We start from the raw sequence: 26,168 nt of genomic DNA on the forward strand, positions 1-26,168 counted from the left end.
AGAGGCGGGGCTGCTGCGTGGTCCAATGGATGCCTGTGCGCCGCCGGGCGCCTTCCGTGACCAAGCAACTCAACTGTTGGTGGGCTCAGTGATTGACAGCACGCGTCTGCTCAAGGACCTGCAGAAGCAGGTGACCGAGGTGACAGAGGACCTGTTTCTGCAGGTCGACAGGCTTCCAGATGTGAGGCAGCGCCTTCAGTCTGAGCACAGTAACGCCTTCAAGGTAGGCCGCACCTCGATTGCCGCTCCTCAGTGGGTTGAGGAGCGCGTCACACAGGCGGCGGTGGCTTGGGTCCTGGGTACGGTGTTCGTTCGTTTCTGCGAGGACAATTTTCTTTTGCAGGGCCCGTACATCGCAGGGCCGGCCGCAGCGCAGGAGACGCATGCGCAGGAACGGCACAGCGATTTCATGAATAAGGACGCTTCGCGCACCCATCGCCATTGGCTCTGGGAGGCATTTCGCGAGATTAGTTCCTCGCCGGCGGGTCGGCTGCTCTTCGACGAACATAACCCGCTGTACCAGATCCCCCTCTCTAACGAGGGGGCCAAGAAGCTGATCGAATTCTGGCGCCGTCACGAGGAAGCGGGAGACGCAGGAACTAGTATTATTCACAATTTCAGCGATTCAGAGTGGGGGACGAGATTCCTGGGGGACTTGTATCAAGACCTCTCTCAAGAGGCGAAGGATAAGTATGCGCTGCTGCAGACGCCTAAATTCGTTGAGAAGTTCATTCTTCAGCGGACGCTGGATAAGGCGATCGATCAATTCGGCTACGATGTCGTTAAGATGATCGATCCGACCTGCGGGTCAGGGCACTTTCTTCTAGGAGCGTTTCAGCGCATCTTGGAGGTGTGGGAGAAGAAGGCTCCGAGTAGCAGCGTGCATGATCGAGTTGTAGGGGCACTGGATGCAGTTCATGGTGTAGATATTAATCCTTTCGCTGTGGCGATTGCTCGTTTCAGGCTTGTTATTGCGGCATTGCGAGCGGCAGATGTGAAAAACTTTAGAGAGGCGGAAAGGTACAGTTGGCCTCTTCATGTTGCTGCTGGTGATGCGCTCCTGAAGGGGCAACAGGAGAGGATTTTCGATGTTAACGGTGTAGAGTATCTTGATGGGGAAGTGGGGTCTGAATTCTCCTTTGCAACTGAAGATGTGGCGGAACATCTGGATATTCTTGAATCTGGCCGCTATCATGTTGTGGTAGGAAATCCTCCCTACATTGCTGTGCAGGATCCTGCGCTACGTGATGTGTACCGCGACCTCTATAGTGATGTATGTCATGGGAAGTATGTTCTCTCGGTTCCGTTTATGCGTCGATTCTTCGATTTGGCGATCCGTGAAACGGGTGCCTCTGATGGGGCGGGGGCCGGATATGTGGGCCAAATTACGGCCAACTCTTTCATGAAGCGTGAGTTTGGCGAGAAGCTGGTGGAAGGGTATCTGAAAAGTGCAGTAGATATGACCGAAGTGATCGATACCTCTGGGGCGCATATCACTGGTCACGGAACGCCGACCATCATTGTGATCGGACGTAATCGCAAATCCAGTTTGGGCGCTAAGACGATTCGTGCAGTTCGAGGTATTAGAGGAGAGCCGAAAACTCCGAAGGGTGATTTGCAGGGCTTGGTGTGGCAGGATATTGTACGGAGGATTGACGAACCAGGGAGGAGTGTCGGGAGCTGGGTTTCGGCGGATAATCTAGACCGGGAAGAGTATTTCGGCTCCCATCCCTGGATCCTCACGGACGGCGGTTTGGAGGCTTCTAGGGCTGTGACTGGGGAAGGGCGTTTGCGGCTTCGCTCTCGACTATCGAGGGATATCGGGTTTGCAAGTTTTCCCGGCAGTGATGATGCCTTCATTGGTTCAGGCCCAGCCTTGCGTCGGCGCAGCATCGAGTTGGTCAAGTCTCTTGTTGTGGGTGGAGTTATTCGGGATTGGCGTAGCGTTCCGGAATTTTCCGCTATCGTTCCATACGGTGAAGATTTGAATCCCGTTCCATTTGACTCAACTGCAGGGTGGGGGAGGTTTCTCTGGCCTTCTCGGCAAATCTTGAGAGCTACTGATAACTTCAGATCGGAGCAAGTTTCTGAAGATAATTCGCCGTGGTGGGGTTGGTATCGATGGGTTGCAGATCGATATCGGACTGATCTTTCGATCACCTTTTCCTCGGACGCTGTGAGCCATAACCATTTTGTTCTTGACCGTGGTGGTAGGGTTTTCAAGCAAAGTGCGCCCGTTATTAAACTTCGAACGGATGTGGGCGAGGAGGAATATCTTGAAATTCTTGCAGTATTGAACTCCTCTGTTGCCTGTTTCTGGCTAAAGCAGGTATGTCACAAGAAGGGGGGAAACGTAGGCGCCGGAGGTGGGAAATCGGATCAGCCTTGGTCCTGGAGTTACCAGTTCAACGCCACCAACGTCCAAGAATTTCCCCTCCCCTCCACCTACCCCCTGACCCGAGCCACCGAACTGGACACCCTCGCCCAGCAACTGACCGCCAACAGCCCCACCGCCCTCACCGCCGACCCCGAAAAGCCCCCCACGGCAAGCACCCTCCTCGAAGCCAAAAAGGAATGGCACCGCATCCGTGCCCGGATGATCGCCGTTCAGGAGGAGCTCGACTGGGAGGTCTACGGGATCTACGGGCTGTACGACGACCTCACCGCGCCCGACGATTCCCTCCCCCCGAACGGCCTGGCCCTCGGCCAGCGTGCCTTCGAAATCGACCTCGGGGAACGGGTGGAGAAGGGCGAAGCCAAGACCGAATGGTTCCGTCGCCACGAATCCAAGATGATCAGCGAAATCCCCACCGACGCCGACTGGCCCGAGGAATACAAGGACACCGTCCGCCGTCGCCTCGACGCCATGCGCAGCTCCGCCGTGATCGGGCTCATCGAGCGGCCGGAGTACAAGCGGCGCTGGCTGACCGACGGGTGGGACAAGCAGCAGGAGGCTGCGCTCAGGGAGTGGCTGCTCGCGCGGATGGAGCGGCGTGAGCTCTGGTACGAGACCGACTCCCGGGGGGTGGAGCGGCCCAGGACTCGCTCCATCCGTGAGCTCGTCGACGATCTTGCCGCTGACTCCGCCTTCATGGACGTGGCCGCGCTGTACGCGCCCGGCAAAGAGCTGACCGAGATCGTCCCGGAGCTGGTGGAGGACCAGCACGTGCCGTTCCTCGCGGCGCTCCGCTACCAGGAGCCCGCGCTCACGAACAAGCGGTATGTGTGGGAGGACATCTGGCGTCAGCAGCGCGCGGAGGACGAGGCGATGGCCGCCAAGGACTTCGAGAAGGCGCTGGAGATCCGTAAGCAGACCCCCGTACCGCCCAAGTACGTGACGAAGGACTTCCGCCAGGCCTCCTACGCCGCCCAGCGCGGCGGGCTCGACGTGCCCAAGGAGAGGTTCATCTCCTACAGCCGTACCCTCAGCCCGGCGATCGAGGTCCTCGGCTGGGGCGGCTGGGACCACGAGGAGCAGGCGGTCGCACTGACCGAGACCATCGCGGCGCGCGAGGAGTCCGGTAACTGGGAGCGGGAGGACTTCATCCCGTACCTGGCCGGTCTCCAGGAGCTGCTGTTCTGGGTCGAGCAGTGGCACCCGGACGAGGCCGGCGTCTACCAGGAGGCGCTGGCGGACTGGCAGCACGAGGACATGTTCGCCGTGACCACGGAGGAGCTGCGGGCCTGGCGCCCGGCCAAGAAGGCCACCAAGCGGGCGGCCAGGAGCGCGGCGGGCAAGACGGCCAGGACGTGAGCGGTGAAGCCTGCGTAGCGGTATCGAGGTCTAACTCTGCTGCAGAGGATATGAGTTGAGTGCCGGGCGCGCTCCGGCGGAAGCTGGAGCGCGCCCGCAGGGAAACGCGCTCGTTTCTTCCACCGACATCGGACTGGGCAACAGCGCCTTCCCCGGCACCGTAGCGAGGTACTGACATGCGCCGCACTCTTCTCACACCCCTTCTGGCGGTGGTCCTGACCGGATGCTCGTCCCTCGGCCAGGACGCGCTGTGCACCGAGGCCGACGCGGACTCACAGGTCTCCGCCGTGTGGAGGCCGGCCGACTTCGGCGGCCAGGATGCGGCGAGGATACGGCTGTGCGTGGACGGTACCTGCGAGGAGCGGACATCGGGCAACCCCGACGACCCGGTCGCCACGCTGGCGGTCCAACTCCCCGACGACATCGGTGCGTCCACCGTGCCGGTACGGCTCTCTGCCACCTCAGCGAAGAGCGGTGACACGGTCGTCGCGAACACCACGCGGGCCAAGCTGACGGAGCTGCACCCCAACGGCACGTCCTGCTCGCCCACGGTCTGGACAGCGACGTTTCGCGTTCACCCCGAAAAGGGCCTCACCTCCCCCAAGGGTATGAAGCTCCAGGACTGAGCACGCTACGCAAGAGCCCGTCTCCCCGGGGACGGGCGCTTCGCGTTGTTCTCCTTCGGCAGTGCAACGCCAAGCCTGGCCATGCGCGACCAGGGCTGCGTGAGGCAGAGGTTCCCGCACTTCTTGTTGCACGGTAAGTGCAGACGGCGTGGCGAAGAGTAAGCGTCTGATCAGCCTCTGCGTCGAGAGTTCCATCTCATCACGGCCTTGAAGCACAGACTTGCGGCGAATCCGGCGAGGCTCAAGAGAACGAAAGCCCCAACAATGGACAGTATCGTTTCCATCGCATTCCTCCTGGCCTTGGCGTGTGGCATCAAATACTTGTCAGGTCGAGCCTAGGGTACCGGCCGCTCTTCCCGAACTACTTAGAGTGAAGAGCTCGAATTTGAGTGCTTCCCGACGTGTGGATGAATGAGGGGGGAGAGCGCGTAAAGTAGCGTGCTTGCGGAAAAGGTAGCTATGACGAAAATCCACTGGTTGAGAGTGGCTTCCTTTTCCATGATCGCAGCCCACCAATAGAATCCGGGCTCGGATGGAGGGTACCCAAATAGCATGCACGCCAGGGTCAGCAATACAGGCAGCAGCCAGGACATGGAGGCATATCCGATGGTAGCCGTCAGAACGGCTAGAGACGTGTGAAGTAGTGTGTTCCTCACGCCGGCCTGCCAGGAGAGTGCGGACCCGACCACTTGCCCCATGCTCGCTGTCGCGATTGCCAGCAGAGCCAATCCGACGAGCCAGACTACGCGGGCGCCGAAAAGTCGTATGGGTGCCGGAAGTGGTAGTTGTGTCTCGTTATCACTACCTACGGCTACGGCTATTCCGGCTATGGTGGGCACCAAGAGGAGCAAGGAAATCGGGGTCTCGAACAGCGTGAAGCCCAGGCCCTCAATCGTGGTCCGAGCTCCGAATAGAGATATTGACCCACCGATTGCGAGAAGCATCAGGGATGGTTTGAGGGAATGCACCCCGGCCCACGCGTGTACAATGCGCAGGGTAGGGTTCATTCGCCCTCCAGGTTGCACGTTGCGTAGTCCTGGAGAATGGAGTCCACTTGGCCGGGCGTGAGGATGTCCACCTTCCATGGATATTCCTCCACACTGGGTTTCAGGCCGGCGAGGCTCAATAGCGTGGCAAAGAGTTCGCTCTCGCGCTCCCAGTATTTTTCACCGGGGGGCTCTTCCGTGTAGAGTTGCTCACAATGCAACGGGCGCACCATCTCGATGGCGACATCATTGATATCGATGATTCCCGTACGGTAGGAATGCGATTGAATATCGAGTCCTGTCACGCCTTGGTTCTGTACACGGTACGTGCGGCTCAGTTCCTCCACGCGGCGCGGGACCAGCATGGGGTAGCCATTTTCCTTGGCGGCCTGGGAGAGCTTTTGGACGTGATCCACAATCTGGCTCTCGAATCGCGTGTGCTCAGGAAAAATACATACTTCCGGCTGACTTCCCGTGCACTGGGTCGGTGGCTGGGGATTTGCTTCGATCCGCTTCTCGGGAAGAGCGTACTGGCCGACGACAATCACGGCGAGAGTGAGCGCGAGCATCGACGCGCCGAGAAGTGTGGGGGCTCGGAAGCCGGAGCGTACCCGGAAGGGCGCGAAGAGCAGCGCAACTCCCGTAGCCGTGAACGTGAGCAGTTGGGCGATCAAGTAGCCAGGGGCATAGACGAGACCAAGTCGCGAGACGGTCGCGCCACCAAGAGCCAGAAGTTCAAAAGCCGTCTCACCGTCTTCTCCCAGGAGATAGACCAGGGTGAATGAACCCACAGCGGCCACGGCTCCGGCGGCCAGTGGGCTTGTGAATCGGCCGACAGCAGAACCGATCGCGGCGAACCAGCAGAAGGCGAGGATCTGGACGACTATGGCCACCAGAACCCAGAGCCACGATGTGGCCTCAGGGAAACCGCCGACGGCAAGTCCGGCGCCGATAGCCACCAGGTGCACGGCAGCAACTGGTCCGACGCACCAGGCGAACGCGCGCAGGTAGGGGCGGTAGAATCCCCTCACGGCGAGAACCAGGTGCAAGTTACCGGGGCGCGTCAGATTCGCAGCGTCGACGGCGGCGGCGCCCGCGACGAGAGGGCCGAGAATGAACAAGGAGATCGCAAACCAGTCGATGGTCCAGAGCGACTCCCCGCGCCAAGGCATTCCTCGCTGGAAGAAATTGAGGGTCTCCAGCACAAGGGCGGGCAAGACCATCCATGGTCCAACCAGAGTCCTGGTGGCGTATCTGACGGCGTTTCTTCTCACTCCGCGTCTCCCATCAACGTGGCGATGGCGCGCTCAAGCTCTGTATCGCCGGGAGCATCGGGTTCCGCCCGCTCTTCCAGCGTGGGAATGTCGCCGTCGAATACGACGCTGCCGGAGTTGAGTACGATGACCCTTTCGGCGAGGCCTCGTATATCCTCCACCAGGTGCGTTGAAACGATGACCACACGCCCTGCTGCGATCCTGCAGATCGTTTCGCGCAGAGCAATCCGCTGGCGGGGATCCAAGCCGACAGTCGGCTCGTCCAGAAGAATCATCCCGGGATCGTGAATGAGGGCTTGAGCGATGCCGAGTCGCCTTGCCATTCCTCCCGAGAGCGCTCGTGTTCGAACAGTCCGCCGTTCCGTGAGGTTGGTGAGTTCGAGTGCCTTTGCGACCGCTGCGGCCCTCTCCTTGGCAGGGACGCGATGCACCCATGCCACGTAGTGCAGAAAGTCCTCGCACGTAGCACTGCGGGGAAGTTCCGGTTCCTGCGGAAGATAACCCAATGATCCTGCGGCGGAAGCTCCCTGACTCTGCAGAGTCAGTTTGCCGGAGGTCGGTTTCTCCAACCCTGCAGCCAGCCTGAAGAAGGTGGACTTACCTGCCCCGTTGGGGCCGACGAGGCAGGTGACACCGCTACCGATCTCCAGGGAGAGCGGCCCCAGGTGAAAATCGCCCCCGTGGTCCTTCGTAACCTCATCACACCTGAGGATGTGGTGACTCACTGGTGTCGCTCTCTCTGGTGAGGACGGCTGGGCCGCGTCGTCGCTGGTGACGACGCGGCCCTTTGTTCGGCTCTGCTTGGCAGAGATCAGTAGCTGTCGCCGCCCTCGGAGTACGACCAGTCCGTTTCCGGGTCGAAGCGCAGCGGGATGTCCAAGTACGCCTTCACCCGCCCCCGTGCGTAGTCCGCGTCGCCCGCGACCCCCGTTGAAGCAGGGTTGTAGACGTACGAACTGCTGGCGTGGTGCTTGGACTCGTCACTGGCGTGGGACCAGTACTTCTGCGTGCATGTGAGGTACTTGCTGATCGTGGTGCAGTACCCGGCGTTGACCTGGGTGTTCAGCTCGATGTACACCTCGTGGTCGTCGGCGTTCTTGAGCTTGCTGTACGCGCTGGCATGGGACCGGGTGCCGTTGGAACCGTTGTAGATCTTCCAGGTTCCGTAGGCCTTGCCGGTGCTGCCGTAGTCGCTCACGATCAGAGGGGTGCTCTGCGAATTCCAGGTGCGCACCTTGTTCATCGCATGTGCTGCGCCGGGGACGGCGCCTACGGCTGCGAGCACGATGGCAACGGTTGCGACGACACGTCTGGCCTTGATGGATCGAGTCTTGCCGTTCAAGCTTCCCCCAAATGCGTCAGGCGGTAGCAATCAACCACGATGGTCGAACGTGTGGTCGAATCGCCGCTGATGGTTGGAGACTAGCGAGGTTGGCGATCTCTTTACTAGGGATGTTGAAGTTTCACTGAGCAACATTTGAGCTTCGCGTGGCGAGGTGATCAAATTTGCGGCGGTTCTTGAGGTATTGGGCGGGATGTCGGTGTCATGCGGTCGTGGTCCCTTGTCCCATCGGACCCGCCCGCCCCCGACAAACCCCGCCGTCCCCTACCGCGCGCACGTTACGCTGGGGCGTTCGGGTGACCCGTGCCGGGCGGGGACCCGTACCGGCGGGCGATCCGGGGCGCGCCGGGTGCAAGCAGGGCGACGAGTCGGTCGAAGAGCAGGACAACGGGACACACGAGGAGTACGCGATGGCACAGCCCACCCAGCAGACCCTGCTGCGTGAGGTCATCGACATCCCGACAACGATCACGCACGAGAGCTTCGTCCTGAAGCTCACGGAGGCGCTCGGCAGCGATGTCGAACTGGGCAAGGCCCTCGACGCGTACGTGCTCACGGACAAGCTGGCCGAACGGTTCGGTGACGCGCTCTCGCTCATCCAGTCCGCGCTGGCCGGCGGCAGCTCCAAGGCCGCCTACCTCCACGGTTCGTTCGGTTCCGGCAAGTCGCACTTCATGGCCGTACTGGCGGCGCTCCTCGGCATCCAAGAGCAGGCGGCGCTCCGGGTACGCAACCACGACGGCTTCGCCGCGGCGATGCGGGAGCACGCGTGGGTCCAGAACACCAAGTTCCTGCTGCTCCCCTTCCATATGCTCGACGGCAAGTCCCTGGAGCAGAAGGTGCTCGGCGGATACGTGGAGCATGTACGCCGTCTCCACCCGAAGGCGCCGATCCCGCAGGTCTACCGGACGGACGCTTTGTTCACGAGTATCCGCGGGCACCGTGCGCAGATGGGCGACGAGGCGTTCATCGACGGACTGCCGGGCGAGGACGCCGAGGACAAATGGGGCGACTCGGTGTTCTGGACCACCGAGAAACTGGACGCCGCGCTCGACGCCGAGCAGGTCGACGAGGACAGGCTCAACGACGAGGACCCCGACTGGATCCGTGAGCCCGTCACGCCGGGCGGCCTGCGCGCCAAACTGGTCTCGGATGCGCTCACCACCTGGTTCGAGGGACTCTTCCAGGACGCCGCCGAGGACCGGCAGGCATTCGTCTCCCTCGACCGGGGGCTCGGCATCATCGCCGCGCACGCCAAGTCGCTCGGCTACGACGCGCTCGTCCTCTTCCTCGACGAGCTGATCCTCTGGCTCGCCAACCACATCCGTGACCAGCAGTTCGTCTCCGAGCAGGCCGCGAAGATCACCAACTTCGTGGAGGGCAGCGACGCCACCCGGGCCATCCCCGTGATCTCCTTCATCGCCCGCCAGCGCGACCTGCGGGACCTGGTCGGGGACGAGGCCGTCCTCGGGTCCGCTGAGGTGTCCATCCAGGACACGCTCTCCCTCGCCGACGACCGGTTCCGCACGATCCCGCTGCCCGACAGCGACCTGCCGATGATCGCCCACAAGCGGCTCCTGAAGGCCCGCGACGACGTGCCGGACGCCCAGGCGCGGATCGATGAGGCCTTCTCGAACATCAAGCGCGTCAAGCCCGACGTGTGGGACGCGCTGCTGGGTTCCAGCACGAAGATCACCTCCGCCGACGAGCAGGCGTTCCGGTTGGCCTTCCCGTTCTCGCCGGCGTTCATGGACACCCTGGTGCGGGTGGCCGAAGCGCTCTCCCGGTCCCGTACCGGTCTGAAGCTGATGGGTCAGATGCTGTACGACCAGCGGGAGACGCTGCCGCTGGGGCAGCTCATCCCGCTCGGTGACCTGTACGAAGTCCTGCACCGCGGTGGCAGCGCGCCCTTCACCCAGACGCTCAGGGAACAGTTCCAGGCGGCCCAGGAGCTGTACAAGAAGAAGTTCCAGCCGTACCTGCTAAGCCAGTACGAGATCAGTGAGGACGACACCGAGGCCTACCACGACGACCCCGACGCGCTCGACTCCGGCGTACGAGACAGGGTCGAGTCGTACATCACGGACAACCGGCTCATCGGCACGCTCCTGCTGTCCGCTCTCGTGCCCTCCGTGCCCGCCTTCCAGAACCTCACGATCAAGGGGCTCACGGCGCTCAACCACGGCGTGGTCACCTCCCGGGTCCGCGGATTCGAGGCGAAGGAGGTCGCCAAGAAGGCCAAGGAGTGGGCCGCCGTCTTTCCGGAGATCGTGTACGGCGAGGGGCCTGACGCGGGAATCTCGCTGAAACTGGTCGGTGTCGACTACGAGTCGGTCATCAGCCGTGCCCAGACCAACAACAACCCGCACAACCGCCGGGCCCTCCTCAAGCGGCTGCTGTGGGAAGAACTCGCGGTGAGCGAGGGGCAGTTCGTCGACCAGCTCAACCTGGTGTGGCGCGGCTCCAAGCGCTCCATGGAGGTCCTCTTCGGAAACCTCGCCGACGCCAACACGCTCACCGACGACCAGATCAAGCCGCAGGAGCCGGGCAAATGGCGGCTCGTCATCGATGTGCCCTTCGACGACGTGTACGGAGAAGCCGAGGACTTTGGCCGCATCATGCGGCTGAGGGAGCGGTCGAACCGCGAGGACATCCGCACGATCGCTTGGATCCCCGCGCACTTCACGCACGACATGTACCTGAAGTTCCAGCGGCTCGTCACCATCGACTACGTACTCAACGGGCAGCGCTTCGAGTCCTACGCCGGACACCTCAGCCCCAACGACCGCGAGCGCGCCAAGGACGCCCTGCGCAACCACCACCGCTCGCTGACCGAGCGGGTGCGCACCGCGCTCAAGCAGGCCTATGGCCTCGCTCCCAAGGACTCGGCGCTCGTGGGCGTGTACGACGAGCACATCCTGGCCGTGCCCGACATGCCCCAGATCACGCTGGAGTACAACAAGCCGCTGTACGACGCCGTACGCCGTATCGCCTCCTGCGCCCTCGCCCACCAGTTCCCGGCCCACCCCGACTTCGACCCGCACAACGACGGACTCTCGGTGAAGGCCGCCGACGTGAAGACCGTGTTCGCCTACCTGCGCGCCGCCTCCGACGAGGGCACCGAGGTCGTCGAGATCAAGCCGAAGGACCGCCCGCTGATGGCCCGCGTCGCCGGCCAGCGCGGGCTCAGGCTCGGCACCATGCACGAGGCCCGCTTCCAGCTCGGCCGTCACTGGGAAGAGCACTTCGGCCAGAAGGCCGGGACGAAGTACGACGACACCGACATCCCCGTACACGAGCTCCTCGGCTGGATCGACAAGCCGCTGCACTACGGCCTCGACCCGCTCCTCGCGAACCTCGTGCTGTGCGCCTACGCCGAGCGCACCGACCGCGTGTGGACCCAGCACGGCGGACCCGTCGAGGTCGCGGACCCGGCCGCCCTGCGGTCCACGTACAGCCTGCGCGCCCAGGAACGGCCGACCCAGGAGGCATGGGACGCGGCCCTGGACAGCGCGGCACGCATCTTCGGCGAACCCCCGATGTCGCGGATGCGCCGCGCCCGCATCATCGCCGAGTTCAGCAACAAGGTCCGGGAGACGGCGGACCGGTACCGCACCGCGGCGGCCCAGCTCGTCGACATGCTGCAGGACCGCGCTGACGAGCTCGGCCTCGACACGGAGACGGACGACGGACGGCTCGGCACCGCCCGCCGGGCCATGACCCTCGTCGAGGACCTCGTCGCAGCGGACCGCCACGACCCGCTCGCCGTCGTCCACGTACTGGCCGCTCCCGACCTCGCCGACCGAGCCGTCCAGGAACGCCTCGGCAAGTCCCTCACCAGTGCCAAGAAGGTCAAGGACGCGTTGATCGCGGCACCATGGAACAGCGTGTTCACCATGGCACGCGACGTACGAGAGCCCTACGGCACCGACGCCCGAGCCGTCCTCGACTCGCTGCACGGCACGGCGCAGGCCGACGAACTCGCCGCACGCCTCGAACCCGCGCTGACGAAGGCGGAGAGCGAACTCACCAGGATCCTGCGGCGGGCCAACGCGGCCCAGGCACCCGCCCCCGGTCCGACGGCGACCCCGCAGCCGTCCGGGCCCGCTCCCGTACCCACCCCCGCGCGTTTCCCGCTGGGCGCGGGCAGCGGACAGACCGGTGCGAACACGGGTGTGCCGACCGCCGGCGGGCAGTACGAAGCCACCGCCGCCGAAGCCGTCGAGCGGTTGCGCGCCGAGCTCGAAACGCTCGCAGCGGCCGACCCGCAGACCCGTATCCACGTCACCTGGCAGGCAGTTGACCAGCCGTGAGTACGCACAGCAGCACAGCAGCACCGCAGGACCCCGAAAGCGGGCGGGCCCGGCCGAGGCCCGCCCACCCCGCCGCCGTCGCCCAGGTCCTTGAGGCCCGGTCCTTCACCGAGGGTGAACCCCGCACCGTACTCATCCGGGCGGAACCCCACTGGACCGGCCCCGGGCAGGTGACGCTCAGCCGCGGTCGCACGGCCCGGATCACCGCGGCCGTGTCCCCGCTGGCCGTCCTGGACGCCATCAGCACCCTGGGCCAGGACATCGAGAACACGGACAGCCAGGACGTCCTCGCCATCCTCACCGACGCGGAAGAGGCCGACCTCGGCCCGGGACTGCTCGCCCGCGTGTACCGCAACCGCATCTACCCGATAGAGCCGTGGGCCGTCGTCCGCCGCCTCTTCAGCGCCCGCGACCTGGACCCACGGCTCACCACCGAAACCTGGGCCGCGGAATCCCTCATCGACGCCGCAGGCCAGGAGAACTGGCCGAAGAAACCCGGCGCCGTGCTCTCCCGGGACACCGCACTGTCCCGCCTCGCCGCCACCCGGCTCTCCACCTCCGCGCACCGCCTCGACGCCACCGACATCGACCTGCCCGCCCTGCTCGGCTGGTCACTGGCCCCGGGCGCCGCCGAGCGCCTGGCGTCGTTGCGCGCGCAGGAACGCCGCGGACTGACCGAATGGATCGCCGACCCGGACCGAGTCGGCCGGCGGGCCCATCAGGCGCTGACCGCCTTGTTCGCGCTCTTCGAAGCCGGCAACGGCGCGGACGCCGTTCCCATGGGACTGGTGTGTGCCGCCCTGTGGGGGCCGGGCGCCCCGGCGAGCGCGGACCGTGCCAGGGGCCGCGCCGAGCTGAAGTTCGGAGGCCGCCTCTTCGACGACGCCACCCTCGCAGCCTTCGGCGCCGAGACCGAGGACTTCACCCGCGTCCTGTTCGCGGGCCGCTCCGCCGGAGCCGCCGAAGACAGTTCCGACCCGCACGGCGCTGATCCCCGCATGGTCATGGCCCGCGCCGACGCCCTGATCCGCGAGCTCGGCGCGGAGGACGCCGCCGCCTCCAGCAACCTGCTCGAAGCAGGACAGCACGCACGGTACGGCGTCGTCGCCCGCACACTCCTCAGGTGCGTCCCCACCGCCTCGCAGAACAGCCCGGCACCCCGGCGCGTCCAGGAGCTCAGGGATGCCGTCGACCGGCTGACCGGTCACGAACTGTCGTCCCTCCAAAGCCACCGCGACTCGCTGACCCGCGTACGCATGGCGCAGCGCCTGATCCAGTGGCTGGGGCAGCCGCACGCCGCCGACTTCACGACCGCGGCCGAAGCCGTCCACCGGCACATCGCCGACTACGCGTGGGTCGACCTCGCCCTCGGATGGATCACGGACGGCGGACGCGCGCACAGCGAACTCCCTTCGGCATTCGCCGCGCTGAGTACAGCCGTACACGCGCGCAGGCACGGCATCGACGAACGGTTCGCGGCTCGCCTCGCCGAAGAGACCCGGGCAGGATCAGCCCCCCGTGACGCCCTCGTCGTGGAGGACTTCGCCCGCCGGGTCCTGGCACCGGTCGTCAAACAGACCCGCACCGCCCGAACCACATCTCCCGCACTGCTCTTCGTGGTCCTCGACGGTGCGAGCGCCGCGGTCGCCGCAGGCCTGGCCGAACAACTGCGGACCCGCTCCTGGGCCGAGTACGACCCGGTCACCGACACGGACGAACCCCAGCACCGGCGCGGAATGCTCGCCGCGCTGCCCACGATCACGAGGGTTTCCCGAGGCTCGCTGTTCGCCGGCGAACTCACCGCGATCGACCAGCACGAAGAACGCACCAGGTTCGGCGCACACCGCTTCTGGAACGGCGCCGCGGTCAGGCTCTTCCACAAGGCAGACCTGCGGGGAGAGGCGGGCCACCCCCTCGGAAGCGATCTCACCGAGGCACTGGCCGACCAGAGCACCCACGTCGCCGTCGTCGTCAACACCGTGGACGACCGCCTCGGCGAGGACCGGTCCATGTCGCACTGGCAGCTGAACGAACTGCTCGGTATGGAAGAACTGCTCTCCCTGGCACGCATCGGCGGACGTGCCGTGATCATCACCTCCGACCACGGACACGTACTCGACCGGGGAACCGACAAGGAGAACGTCCCCGACGCACTCTCTGCCCGTCACCGCGCAGGCACGACACCCGCGGGCCGAGGCGAGGTCATCCTGACCGGCCGCCGCGTCGTCGCACCCCAACAGCGCATCACCGCCCTATGGGACACCACCCTGCGTTACGGCAACCGCCAGGCGGGCTACCACGGAGGCGCCGCCCTGGCCGAAGCGGGCATTCCCGTTCTGGCCTTCGCCCCTTACGGCGCCCCCGTACCGAAGGGCTGGCGTGAACTCGGACCGCAGCGGCCTTCCTGGTGGGCACTGGACGGAGAGCTGCGCGCGGCCGAACAGCCACGTGGCGTTACATCGAAGCCCAAGCGGGCACCGTCTGCCGACGCTCTGCGTGAAAAGGCCAGGCAGCAGAAAACCGCCGAGCTGGAAACCGGGCAGGGCGCGCTGCTTTCCTTCGACGCCATCGCTACACCGGCATCCGCAGAAGCCGCAACGACGCACACCGCCTCACCCGCCGATCTCCTCCTGGAAGCACTGCGCGCCTCCGAGATCATGGAGGCCCAGCTCGCCTCACTGCCCCGCAGCGAACCCTTCGAAGGCATCGCATCCGCTGTACGCGCCCTGGCCGAAGCCCATGGCATTCTCCCGGCCACGGTGGTCGCCGAACGCGCGGGGAAACGGGCTGCCCGAGCCTCCGGCTTCGCCGCCACCCTCCAGCGCGTGCTGAACTACGACCAGGCAGAAGTCCTCACCCTCACCGACAACGGACGCTCACTCCGACTCGACCTGTCACTGCTGCAACGGCAGTTCGGCCTGGACGAGACACAAGGCGCCCGGAGGAAGCGATGAAGGACACCCACGACTCCCTCAGCCCGGAGCGGCGGCGACGGCTGACCGACGCGCTACGCCGAGGAGCCGTACCGGAGATCGGCCTCGGAGCGCTCGCCGTCGGTCTCGGCCGGTTCGAAGCAGCAGTCGACGCCGAACTCGACTCTGTGGCCACGGGATCGGCGGTCTTCAAGGCCGTCCGAGGCGAATACGGCTCTGGAAAGACATTCTTCACTCGCTGGCTCGCAGAGCGTGCCAAGCAACGCAATTTCGCGGTCGCCGAAGTCCAGGTCTCAGAGAACGAGACGCCGCTGCACCGACTGGAGACCATCTACCGCCGGCTCACCGAACGCCTCGCCACCACCAGCTTCCCGCCCAGTGCCTTCCGCCCTGTGATCGACGCCTGGTTCTACGCACTGGAGGAGGACGCCCTCGCAGCCGGGGCAACCGACGACGGGCTGGGCGACGCCGCCGAAGCCCTCCTCGCCACCCGCCTGGCCGAGGTGTCACGCACCGCCCCGATGTTCGCCGCAGCCCTGCGCAGCTACCGGCGCGCCCAAGAGGCCGACGACGAAGCGACCGCCGAAGCACTCATCGCATGGCTCGGTGGCCAGCCCCACGTCGCCGCATCCGCCCGCCGCAGCGCCGGAGTACGCGGAGACCTGGACCATTTCGGCGCCCTCGGATTCCTCCAAGGGCTGCTCACTGTCCTCAGGGACTCCGGTCACCCAGGCCTGCTGCTCGTCCTCGACGAAGTCGAAACACTCCAGCGGGTGCGCTCCGACGCACGCGACAAGGCACTCAACGCCCTGCGCCAGCTGATCGACGAAGTCCACGCCGGGCGCTTCCCCGGCCTATATCTCCTCATCACTGGAACACCGGCCTTCTACGACGGAGCACAAGGCGCGCAGCGGCTCCCCCCGCTCGCCCAACGCCTGGCCACGGACTTCACGACCGACGCCCGCTTCGACAACCCACGCGCCGTACAGCTACGGCTTCCCGGATTCACCGTCGAATCCCTCACCGAACTCGGCGGCCGGGTACGGGACATCTACGCCCGGGACAGCACCGCGGCCGACCGCATCCACACCGCTGTCGACGACACGTACATCGCGGAACTGGCATGTGCTGTGGCAGGGGGCCTCGGCGGCAAGGTGGGCATCGCACCCCGCCTGTTCCTGAAGAAACTGGTCTCGGACGTGCTGGACCGCGTCGACCAATTCACGGACTTCGACCCGCACCAGCACTACACCCTGACCCTCAAGACGGCAGAACTCACAGAAGTGGAACGGAACGCAGCGACCCCGAGCAACCGCGCCGACGAAGTTCCCCTGGACCTGTGAAGGAGTCCACAGCACAGGACCCGACCGACCGGCTCCATCCGGTCGTTCTCCACCACATCGTCAACTCACTGGGCTGGCCCGGTCTCCGCGCCCTGCAACAAGCCGCCATCACACCGCTGATGGACGGCGCGGACGCGTTGCTCCTCGCCCCGACCGCAGGAGGGAAGACGGAAGCAGCGCTCTTCCCCCTCCTGTCCAAGATGGGGGAGAACCGCTGGCCGGGAACATCGGTTCTCTACGTTTGCCCCCTCAAGGCGCTTCTCAACAACCTCCTGCCCCGCCTTGAGGCATACACATCCTGGCTAGGCCGCACAGCCGCCCTGTGGCACGGTGACGTATCCCAGACCCGGCGACGCACCATCCTGCGAAACCGACCCGACATTCTTCTCACGACCCCCGAGTCCCTGGAATCGATGCTCGTCAGCGCGCACGTGGACCACCATGCCTTCTTCTCCGGGCTCCGTGCGATCGTCGTCGACGAGATCCACGCCTTCGCCGGTGACGACCGCGGCTGGCACCTGCTGGCCGTACTCGAACGCCTGGAGCGCGTCGCAGGGCGCCCAGTGCAACGCATCGGGCTGTCGGCCACGGTGGGCAATCCCGAAGAGCTGCTGAAGTGGCTCCAAGGGGCCCACGCCGACACCCGCACAGCCCAGGTCGTCGACCCGCGCGCGCCACTGCCGAACAGAACAGCCGGGCATCGCGCCGAAGATATCCAACTCGACTATGTCGGATCCCTGGACAACGCCGCAAAGGTCATCGCCTCCCTGCACCAGGGAGAAAAGCGCCTCGTGTTCTGTGAATCCCGTCGCCAGGTGGAGCACCTGGGTGAAAAGCTACGGGCGAAGGGTGTGACCACCTTCCTCTCCCATGCTTCCCTTTCCGCGGACGAACGCCGACGTGCCGAAGAGGCCTTCGCCGAGGCACGGGACTGCGTCATCATCGCCACCAGCACCCTCGAACTCGGTATCGACGTAGGCGACCTGGACCGGGTCATCCAGATCGATGCTCCCTCGACCGTCGCCGCTTTTCTCCAACGCGTCGGCCGGACCGGCAGACGGCCGGGCTCCACCCGGAACTGCCTCTTCCTCACCCTCGACGAACAAGGCCTGCTCGCCGCAGCGGGACTCCTGCTCCAATGGTCACGAGGCTGGGTCGAGCCTGTCGAACCACCACCTGAACCACGCCACATCGTCGCCCAACAGGTACTCGCCCTGTGCCTGCAGGAACGGCAGGTCGGTGAGAAGCTCTGGCAGGAATGGTGGGGCGGCTTCGGGCCGTTCGGACCGCAGGCCGAACCCCTCGTCCGGCATCTGCTGAACCAAGGGTTCCTGGACCGGGACAACGGCATGCTGTTCATCGGTAAGGAAGCAGAACAGCGCTTCGGTTTCCGGCACTTCATGGACCTCACCGCCGTATTCACCGCGGCCCCTGAATTCACCGTTCTGTACGGACGGCACGAGATCGGCACCACCGACCCCGCTCTCCTCACCGAAAGAGTGCACGGCCCCAGGCTCCTCCTGCTCGCCGGTCGAAGCTGGAAGGTGACCTACATCGACTGGTCGCGTCGCCGATGCTTCGTGGAACCGGTGGACGGCGGAGGGAAGGCGCGGTGGGGAGGGATCGGGTTCCTCCGAGGGTCCTCGTTCGAGCTCACTCGCGCTGTGCGCGAGGTTCTCCTGGACGCCGACCCGGCCGTCACGATGACACAGCGAGCCACGGAAGCGCTGAGCAAAGCTCGCGAAGCGTACGAGGAACGGATTCATCCCGGTGGCACCGTCGTACTCCGTGGCGGGCGGGACACGAACGTCCGCTGGTGGACCTGGGCCGGACGGCGCGCGAATGCCACCTTGGCAGCAACCTTCGACACGGTCGCAGACCCATTGCAGCGTCCTACGGACGCCTATATCCGGCTTCGTGAAGACGTCACGGCGCCGGAGCTGAGGAAGGCCAGGGAAGAAGCAGCCGGGCATCTGGCTTCACCTGCGGTGGACCCCCGAGCCCTGCGCGGACTCAAGTTCGCCGTCGCGCTGCCCGAGGAGTTGGCCGCGGCCACACTCGCGGCACGGCTGGCAGATCCCGAAGGCGCCGCAGCCGTTCTGGCGCAACCTGTTCGCTGGACCGCCGGGTTCACCGAGCGCTGAACCCCGGTTTCGGCGCCCCGGATCAGCTCAGGAGTTGTACGTCCCCTGTGCCCGCTCCAACCCGTCGATCACCAGGCACTCCACCGCATCCGCCGCCCGGTCCACGAAATAGTCCAACTCCTTGCGCTCAGCGGCGGAAAAGTCCTTCAGCACGAAGTCCGCGACCTGCATCCGGCCCGGCGGACGGCCGATCCCGAACCGCACCCGGTGGTAGTCCGGGCCCATCGCCTTCGTCATCGACTTCAGCCCGTTGTGACCGTTGTCACCACCGCCGAACTTCAACCGCAGTGTGCCGTAGTCGATGTCCAACTCGTCATGAATCGCCACGATGTTCGCCACCGGCACCTTGTAGAAGTCCCGCAGAGCCGTCACCGGACCGCCCGAGAGATTCATGAACGACATCGGCTTGGCCAGGATCACCCGACGGTTCGCCGGCCCCGGCGGACCGATCCGCCCCTCCACGACCTGCGCCTGCGCCTTCCCGGCCCGCTTGAACCTCCCCCCGATCCGCTCGGCCAGCAGATCGGCCACCATGAACCCCACGTTGTGCCGGTTCGCCGCGTACTCGGGCCCGGGATTACCGAGGCCCGCCACGAGCCAGGGAGCACTGGGATCGGTCGTCACGTGCATCTCTCCTTGATACGCGCCAGCCGCTGCCCCCCGAAGGGAACAGCGGCTGACGAACCGATGACAGAGCTGAGGATCAGGCCTCGGCGGCCTCGTCGCCCTCGGCGGCGTCCTCCGACGGCTCCTCCGCCTGCGCGGCCAGGACCTGAAGGACGACCGCGTCCTCGTCGATCGCCAGCGTGGTGCCCTTCGGCAGGGGGATGTCCTTGGCGAGGATGGAGGCACCGGCCTCCAGGCCCTCGATGGAGACGGTGACCGACTCGGGGATGTGAGTCGCCTCGGCCTCGACCGTCAGCGTGCTCAGCACGTGCTCGAGCAGGTAGGCACCCGGCGCCAGGTCGCCCTCGGTGTGGACGTAGACCTCGACGTTGACCTTCTCGCCACGCTTCACGAGGAGCAGGTCGACGTGGTCCAGGAAGCCCTTGATCGCGTCGCGCTGCACGGCCTTCGGGATCGCCAGCTGGGTCTTGCCCTCGATCTCCAGGCTGAGCAGGACGTTCGGGGTGCGCAGCGCGAGCTGGAGCGCGTGGCCCGGCAGCGTGATGTGCACGGGGTCCGCACCGTGGCCGTAGACCACGGCGGGAACCTTGCTGGCACGACGGATACGGCGGGCGGCGCCCTTGCCGAACTCGGTACGGGTCTCGGCTTCGAGCTTGACCTCGGCCATGTTCACTCCTCGTAGAACGGGGGAAAGGTGGTCACCCGGCCAAACAATCGGCCTGCTACGAAGAGCGCGTCGATAACGGACCGCCGTACACACGGGTACGGCCTCCCTCGCCGAGCAACTGTGACAGCTTACGCAACGGGAAGGCCGTACAAGAAATCGATCTAGAGACGACTGTCAGTGCTCGTCGAACAGGCTCGTCACCGAACCGTCCTCGAACACCTCACGCACCGCACTCGCGATCGTCGGCGCGATCGACAGCACCGTGATCTTGTCCAGCTCCAGCTCACCCGGCGTCGGCAGCGAGTCCGTGAACACGAACTCGCTCACCTTCGAGTTCTTCAGCCGGTCCGCCGCCGGACCCGACAGCACACCGTGCGTCGCCGTCACGATGACGTCCTCCGCACCGTGCGCGAACAGCGCGTCCGCCGCGGCACAGATCGTCCCACCGGTGTCGATCATGTCGTCCACCAGGACACACACCCGGCCCTTGACCTCACCCACGACCTCGTGGACGGTCACCTGGTTCGCCACGTCCTTGTCACGCCGCTTGTGCACGATCGCCAGCGGCGCACCGAGACGGTCGCACCAACGGTCCGCCACCCGCACCCGGCCCGCGTCCGGCGAGACCACCGTCAGCTTGTTCCGGTCCACCTTCGCACCCACGTAGTCCGCCAGCAGCGGCAGCGCGAACAGGTGATCGACGGGCCCGTCGAAGAAGCCCTGGATCTGGTCCGTGTGCAGGTCGACCGCGAGAATCCGGTCCGCACCCGCCGTCTTCATCAGATCCGCGATCAGGCGCGCCGAGATCGGTTCACGCCCACGGTGCTTCTTGTCCTGGCGCGCGTAACCGTAGAACGGCACGATCACGGTGATCGAGCGGGCCGACGCACGCTTCAACGCGTCGATCATGATCAACTGCTCCATGACCCACTTGTTGATCGGAGCCGTGTGGCTCTGGATCAGGAAGCAGTCCGCACCACGCGCCGACTCCTCGTAGCGGACATAGATCTCGCCGTTCGCGAAGTCGAATGCCTTCGTCGGGACGACGTCGACACCCAGCTGCTGGGCGATCTCCTCGGCAAGCTCGGGGTGGGCGCGGCCGGAGAAGAACATCATCTTCTTCTCGCCGGTCGTCTTGATCCCGGTCACAGCACTGTCTCCTCAGAGGTTCTCAGCCAGGCGCGCGGAAGCCGCTCACTCAGCTGGGGTGCGGGTGTGCACCTATCACGGTACGACGTCCTTGGCGCACCTGTTTCCGGTCAGCTCGCGCTTTCGTCCTCCCGGGCAGCGGCCTCGGCGGCCTTGGCCGCCGCGCTCCCCGGACGCTTACGGGCCACCCAACCCTCGATGTTCCGTTGCTGGCCACGGGCCACGGCCAGCGAACCGGGCGGCACATCCTTGGTGATCACGGACCCCGCGGCGGTGTACGCACCGTCCCCGACCGTGACGGGAGCCACAAACATGTTGTCCGAACCCGTCTTGCAGTGCGACCCGACGGTCGTGTGGTGCTTGCTCTCCCCGTCGTAGTTCACGAACACACTCGCCGCACCGATGTTCGAGTACTCGCCGATCGTGGCGTCACCGACGTACGACAGATGCGGGATCTTCGTGCCCTCGCCGATGGTCGCGTTCTTGGTCTCGACATACGTGCCGAGCTTCGACTTCAGCCCCAGACGCGTACCGGGACGCATGTACGCGAACGGCCCCACACTCGCCTGCGGCCCGACCTCCGCACCGTCCGCCACCGTGTTGTCGACCCGCGCGCCGGCCCCCACCCGCGTGTCCTTCAGCCGCGTGTTCGGCCCCACCTCCGCACCCTCGGCCAGGTGCGTGGCGCCCAGCAGCTGGGTGCCCGGGTGGATCAGCGCGTCCTGCTCGAACGTGACGGTGACGTCGACCCAGGTGGTGGCGGGGTCGATCACGGTCACACCCGCGAGCATGGCCTCCGTGAGCAGCCGGTCGTTCAGGATGCGCCGGGCCTCGGACAGCTGCACCCGGTTGTTGATCCCCGCGATCTCACGGTGGTCCCCCGCGACCGAGGCCCCCACCCGGTGACCGGCCTCACGCAGGATCCCGAGGACGTCCGTGAGGTACTCCTCGCCCTGGCTGTTGTCCGTCCTGACCTTCCCCAGGGCGTCCGCGAGAAGCTGGCCGTCGAACGCGAACACCCCCGAGTTGATCTCCCGGATCGCGCGCTGCGACTCGGTCGCGTCCTTGTGCTCCACGATGGCCGTCACCGCGCCGGAGGCGCCGTCGCGCACGATCCGGCCGTAGCCGGTGGCGTCCGGGACCTCGGCGGTCAGCACGGTCACCGCGTTGCCGTCGGCCGAGTGGGTGGCGGCCAGCGCCCGCAGGGTCGCCCCGGTCAGCAACGGGGTGTCGCCGCAGACGACGACCACGGTCCCGTCCACGACCCCGCCCAGCTCCTCCAGCCCCATCCGCACGGCGTGCCCCGTGCCGTTCTGCTCCGCCTGCACCGCCGTCCGTACGCCCGGGTCGGCCTCGGCGAGGTGCGCGGTGACCTTCTCGCGGGCGTGCCCGACGACGACGACCAGGTGGTCCGGCTCCAACTCACGCGCGGCGGCGAGGACATGGCCGACCAGCGAGCGGCCGCAGATGCTGTGCAGAACCTTCGGTGTGGCCGACTTCATACGGGTGCCCTCACCCGCTGCGAGTACGACGACGGCTGCCGGGCGGGTTGCGCTCACGGGGATGCCCTTCGGCTGTGGATGAGGAGGGGGTTGTCATCCGCAGGATACCGGGGCGTCAGGAGGGGGAAATGTGAGCGGGTCCTGACCCCTTTGCTGGGGTCAGGACCCGACGCTGAGCTTGGCTCCCCCGCCAGGACTCGAACCTGAAATACATTATCCAAAGTAATGTGTGTTGCCGATTACACCACGGGGGACCGCAAGCCGAGCTAATCGGACATTTCGCCGATCAGCTTGGTGGCTCCCAACACTATGCCGCACCAAGAGCCTTCGATGCGACGGTACAGGTCCGCTCCCTTCAGGACTTTGATCACCAAGCAGCCTCGGTAGGTGTCGCCGACGTTCTTGCGAACCGTCTTGGGGTTGTGCTTCTTCAAGGTCGTCTTGCTGAACGTCGAGCGGTCGGCGCCGACGAGGTCGGCCCAGTACTGTTCGGCGCCTGCGACGTCCGCGTTCTCGTGGATCATGACGTGGAACCGGAGGCGCTCGCGCTCAATGCCGAGGAGGCCGAGCCAGGCGAGGTAGAGCTGGATCATGCCCGGGTCGCTGTTGACGAAGGCCACGCTCTCGCGCCGGGCGTACGGCTTGTCCTTGGTGCCCTCGGCCCAGTAGAGGCCCACACCTACCAGGAACAGCTCGCGAGGTGAAAGGTCGCCGATCAGCTGCTTGGCGTCTTCCTTGGTCTTCTGGCGGCCTTCGTCCCGGATCGCCAGCTCGTGCTCCCACCTCTTCCGGGCTGCCAGCTTCGCCTGCTCTGCCGGTTCGCGTCGCTCCGGCTTCGGTAGATCCCGTACCCAAAGCGAGATCGAGCTCTTCGAGCAGCCCAGCTCGACCTGGATCTGATCGTACGTCCAGCCCTGCAGGCGTAGCTCTCGGGCCCTGTGCCTCAGGTCGTCCTTCGCGTTCGGGCGCTTCGTCCATTTCGGCGGCGGCTCGCCCTCCAGGAGGCGGTTGAGGATGTCGTTGTTGTGGACGAGGAGGCGGTCGCGGATCTGGCGGCGGCTCAGGCCCTCGCGGCGCAGGGTCAGCGCCTGGTCCCGTAGGGCCTCGAAGTCGGAGTACTGGCCGTTGGTGTGTGCCATGGGCATATCGTCCGGGCGGAATGAGGGGTTCCGTGGTCGAACGGTGGGCGATTCAGCAGTTCGAGGGATACCGGGCGGTTTCGCTTCTGTTCGAATGTGTGGCGTGGTGTAGGCCAGTACGGGAAACTCGCCGGAAAAGCGGGGGCGCTCGAACGTAGGCTTGGGTCATGACCACGACGGGGGAAGACCAGACCGCGGCCGGGGCGGGGGATGGAGCCGGGCCGTGGTGGTGGGAGCGGCGGCGGGGGATGCTGCTGGACGGTGGGCTGGCGCTGGTGTCGGCGGTCGAGTGCGCGGTGGAGGGTGTCGCGTTCGCGCGGAACGCCGCGTTGCCGGAGGCCGTGGGGGTCGCGTTCGGGGCGCTCGCCGGGTCGGTGCTGTTGGTGCGGCGGATGTGGCCCGTCGCGGTCGTGCTGGTCTTCATCGCTGTCGCGCCCGCTCAGATGGGTTATCTGATGGGGCTCGTGGGGCTGTACACGCTGGCGGCGTCGGAGGCGCCGCGGCGGATCATCGGGGCGCTGTCGGGGATGGCGTTCGCCGGTGTGTTCATCGTGTGGTTCGTGCAGGCCACGCAGAGTGATCTGCAGGGGGACGGGGCGGTCGGTGGCGGGGACGCGTTCGGGCTGTTCCTGGCGTCGACGATGGCGATCGGGCTGACCGCGCCGCCGGTGTTGCTGGGGTTGTACGTCGGGGCGCGTCGGCGGTTGATGGAGAGTCTGCGGGAGCGGGCGGATTCGCTGGAGCGGGAGCTGCAGTTGCTCGCGGAGCGGGCGGAGGAGCGGGCGGAGTGGGCTCGGGGGGAGGAGCGGACCCGGATCGCTCGGGAGATGCATGACGTGGTGGCGCACCGGGTGTCGTTGATGGTGGTGCACGCGGCGGCGTTGCAGGCCGTGGCGCGGAAGGATCCGGAGAAGGCCGTGCGGAACGCCGCGCTCGTGGGGGACATGGGGCGGCAGGCGTTGACCGAGTTGCGGGAGATGCTCGGGGTGCTGCGGTCGGGTGAGGGGTTCTCGTCGATGGCGCGGGTGGAGCCGGCGCCGGTGCCCGTGCCGCTGGCGGCGGTGGGGGCCGCTGCCGCGGCGGCGGCTTCGCGGGCCGAGGACGAGGCCGGTGAGGGGCCGTGTCTGGCCGAGCTGGAGGCGTTGGTGGGGCAGTCGGCCGCGGCGGGGATGGTGGTCGAGCTGTCGGTGGAGGGGGAGGTGCGGGTGTATGCGGCGGAGGTGGAGCAGACGGCGTACCGGGTGGTGCAGGAGGCGTTGACGAACGTGCACAAGCATGCGGCGGGGGCGAAGACGCAGGTGCGGCTCGCACATCGGGCGGCGGAGATAGCGATGCAGGTGGAGAACGGGGCGCCGCCGGTGCCGGGTGCGGCGGGGGCGGCGCGGTTGCCGAGCGGGGGGAACGGGTTGCTCGGGATGAAGGAGCGGGTGGCCGAGCTGGGGGGCGTTTTCGTGTCCGGGCCCACGGATGCCGGGGGGTTCCGGGTGTCGGCGGTGATTCCGGCGTCGTAGGGCTTCTGCGCGGGGTGGCCGGTGGGGGCGTGTGCTGCGCGCGCCGGCGCTTGCGGGCTTGCGCTCGCGGGCTTGCGCGCTTGTGGGGTGCCGCCGAGCCCGTCCGTGCCGTGTCGGCGGATCGTTTCCGGCCCCGGCGGTGGATCTTCCGCGAGCGCCGTCTCGGCATGGTGGCGTTGCCCGCTGCCCGTTGCCCGCTGCCCGCTGCCCGCTGCCCCACCGGCGGTCTGTTCGCGGGCGTCGGGTGGGCGTGGGTCGTGCGGTTTCGTCCGTGTGTTCAGGTGGCGGTGAGGCGGGTGGGGTCGGTGCCGGTCAGGAGTGTGGTGAGCGCGGAGTCGATGGTGGGGCCGAGGTACCAGTCGCCGGTGTGGTCGAGGGCGTAGGCGCGGCCCTCGGCGTCGATGGCGATGAGGGCGCGGGTGGCGGTCTCGTGGCCGAGGGGGCAGACCTCGGTGTCGAGGGCGCGGCCGAGGTCGCCGAGGGTGCGGGCCATGTGGAGGCCGTGCAGCGGGTCGAGGTGGAGGTCGGCGGGGGCGAGCCGGCGGCCGGGGCCCTGGGCGGTGAGGTGGAGGCCGCCGAATTCGGCCCAGGCCTCGACCGCGGCCGGGAAGACCGCGTGGCGGTGGCCGGCGGGGGAGGCGTGCTCGCGCAGGGTGTCGGCCCAGATCTCGGCCTGCTTTATGTCCCAGCGTCCCGGCTGCCACCCGGCGGCTCGCAGGGCGGCGTCGACGGGGACGGAGAAGCGGGTGGTGGAGGTGCGGTCGGTGTGCATCTGCCCTTTGTTCGTCGGGGGTTCGTCGGCGGCTCTGCGGGGGTTCGTCAGGGGTTTGGCGGTGGTTCGAACTCGGGTCGGGGAGC

The 26,168-nt window shown here is 66.2% G+C and carries 16 protein-coding genes and 1 tRNA gene; 7 read left to right on the forward strand and 10 right to left on the reverse strand.

Annotated features, from left to right (window positions below):
* Window positions 1-88 precede the first annotated feature (88 nt).
* Entirely contained in the window at window positions 89-3,754 is a 3,666-nt protein-coding gene (gene pglX, locus ACWCRJ_RS28490) for a BREX-2 system adenine-specific DNA-methyltransferase PglX (RefSeq protein ID WP_450941994.1), read from the forward strand.
* Between the two features lie 176 nt (window positions 3,755-3,930).
* Window positions 3,931-4,380 carry a hypothetical protein gene (locus tag ACWCRJ_RS28495; RefSeq protein ID WP_450941995.1) on the forward strand — a complete coding sequence of 150 codons (450 nt, stop codon included), beginning with the start codon at window positions 3,931-3,933 and terminating at the stop codon, window positions 4,378-4,380.
* Between the two features lie 1,003 nt (window positions 4,381-5,383).
* Here the strand turns inward: ACWCRJ_RS28495 and ACWCRJ_RS28500 are convergent.
* From ACWCRJ_RS28500 to ACWCRJ_RS28510, 3 genes are all read right to left on the reverse strand, one after another.
* A complete protein-coding gene (locus ACWCRJ_RS28500) occupies window positions 5,384-6,583 on the reverse strand; it encodes a hypothetical protein (RefSeq protein WP_450941996.1) in 1,200 nt (399 codons plus the stop codon).
* A 53-nt stretch (window positions 6,584-6,636) separates the two neighbouring features.
* On the reverse strand, window positions 6,637-7,365 hold the full coding sequence (locus tag ACWCRJ_RS28505; RefSeq protein ID WP_450941997.1) for an ATP-binding cassette domain-containing protein: 729 nt from the start codon (window positions 7,363-7,365) through the stop codon (window positions 6,637-6,639).
* An 86-nt stretch (window positions 7,366-7,451) separates the two neighbouring features.
* Window positions 7,452-7,925: a hypothetical protein gene (locus tag ACWCRJ_RS28510; protein WP_450941998.1), complete on the reverse strand. Its 474-nt coding sequence runs from the start codon at window positions 7,923-7,925 to the stop codon at window positions 7,452-7,454.
* A 467-nt stretch (window positions 7,926-8,392) separates the two neighbouring features.
* On the opposite strand from ACWCRJ_RS28510, the gene ACWCRJ_RS28515 reads away from it, so the two are divergent.
* Genes ACWCRJ_RS28515 through ACWCRJ_RS28530 form a run of 4 tightly spaced genes read left to right on the forward strand, consistent with a single transcriptional unit; the run spans window position 8,393 to window position 18,715 of the window.
* Window positions 8,393-12,295 (forward strand): DUF6079 family protein, encoded by a 3,903-nt coding sequence (locus ACWCRJ_RS28515; RefSeq protein WP_450941999.1) that lies wholly within the window; start codon window positions 8,393-8,395, stop codon window positions 12,293-12,295.
* On the forward strand, window positions 12,292-15,249 hold the full coding sequence (gene pglZ / locus ACWCRJ_RS28520) for a BREX-2 system phosphatase PglZ (protein WP_450942000.1): 2,958 nt from the start codon (window positions 12,292-12,294) through the stop codon (window positions 15,247-15,249). The genes ACWCRJ_RS28515 and pglZ overlap by 4 nt, the downstream gene beginning before the upstream one ends.
* Window positions 15,246-16,571, forward strand: coding sequence for a BREX system ATP-binding protein BrxD (gene brxD, locus ACWCRJ_RS28525; protein WP_450942001.1), 1,326 nt, complete (start codon window positions 15,246-15,248; stop codon window positions 16,569-16,571). Before pglZ ends, brxD begins: the two co-directional genes overlap by 4 nt.
* The gene (locus ACWCRJ_RS28530; protein ID WP_450942002.1) at window positions 16,568-18,715 is read left to right on the forward strand and encodes a DEAD/DEAH box helicase; all 2,148 of its coding nucleotides are present in this window, start codon (window positions 16,568-16,570) and stop codon (window positions 18,713-18,715) included. Before brxD ends, ACWCRJ_RS28530 begins: the two co-directional genes overlap by 4 nt.
* Window positions 18,716-18,742: 27 nt before the next feature.
* Here ACWCRJ_RS28530 and pth read toward each other — a convergent pair whose 3' ends face one another.
* The 6 genes from pth to ACWCRJ_RS28560 all read right to left on the reverse strand — a co-directional run bounded on the left by pth (window position 18,743) and on the right by ACWCRJ_RS28560 (window position 23,799).
* On the reverse strand, window positions 18,743-19,345 hold the full coding sequence (gene pth / locus ACWCRJ_RS28535; protein WP_450942003.1) for an aminoacyl-tRNA hydrolase: 603 nt from the start codon (window positions 19,343-19,345) through the stop codon (window positions 18,743-18,745).
* A 73-nt stretch (window positions 19,346-19,418) separates the two neighbouring features.
* On the reverse strand, window positions 19,419-20,009 hold the full coding sequence (locus tag ACWCRJ_RS28540) for a 50S ribosomal protein L25/general stress protein Ctc (RefSeq protein WP_450942004.1): 591 nt from the start codon (window positions 20,007-20,009) through the stop codon (window positions 19,419-19,421).
* A gap of 174 nt (window positions 20,010-20,183) precedes the next feature.
* Entirely contained in the window at window positions 20,184-21,158 is a 975-nt protein-coding gene (locus ACWCRJ_RS28545; protein ID WP_005485805.1) for a ribose-phosphate diphosphokinase, read from the reverse strand.
* Window positions 21,159-21,268: 110 nt separating this feature from the next.
* On the reverse strand, window positions 21,269-22,717 hold the full coding sequence (gene glmU, locus ACWCRJ_RS28550; RefSeq protein WP_450942005.1) for a bifunctional UDP-N-acetylglucosamine diphosphorylase/glucosamine-1-phosphate N-acetyltransferase GlmU: 1,449 nt from the start codon (window positions 22,715-22,717) through the stop codon (window positions 21,269-21,271).
* Between the two features lie 122 nt (window positions 22,718-22,839).
* Window positions 22,840-22,914: transfer RNA gene (locus ACWCRJ_RS28555), tRNA-Gln, on the reverse strand.
* Between the two features lie 12 nt (window positions 22,915-22,926).
* Window positions 22,927-23,799 (reverse strand): hypothetical protein, encoded by an 873-nt coding sequence (locus tag ACWCRJ_RS28560; protein ID WP_450942006.1) that lies wholly within the window; start codon window positions 23,797-23,799, stop codon window positions 22,927-22,929.
* 167 nt (window positions 23,800-23,966) lie between these two features.
* Between ACWCRJ_RS28560 and ACWCRJ_RS28565 the strand changes: the two genes are divergently transcribed.
* A complete protein-coding gene (locus tag ACWCRJ_RS28565) occupies window positions 23,967-25,310 on the forward strand; it encodes a sensor histidine kinase (protein ID WP_450942007.1) in 1,344 nt (447 codons plus the stop codon).
* A gap of 277 nt (window positions 25,311-25,587) precedes the next feature.
* Here ACWCRJ_RS28565 and ACWCRJ_RS28570 read toward each other — a convergent pair whose 3' ends face one another.
* On the reverse strand, window positions 25,588-26,082 hold the full coding sequence (locus ACWCRJ_RS28570) for an SUKH-3 domain-containing protein (RefSeq protein WP_450942008.1): 495 nt from the start codon (window positions 26,080-26,082) through the stop codon (window positions 25,588-25,590).
* Between the last annotated feature and the right edge of the window lie 86 nt (window positions 26,083-26,168).

This window comes from Streptomyces sp. NPDC002324 (genome assembly GCF_053593335.1).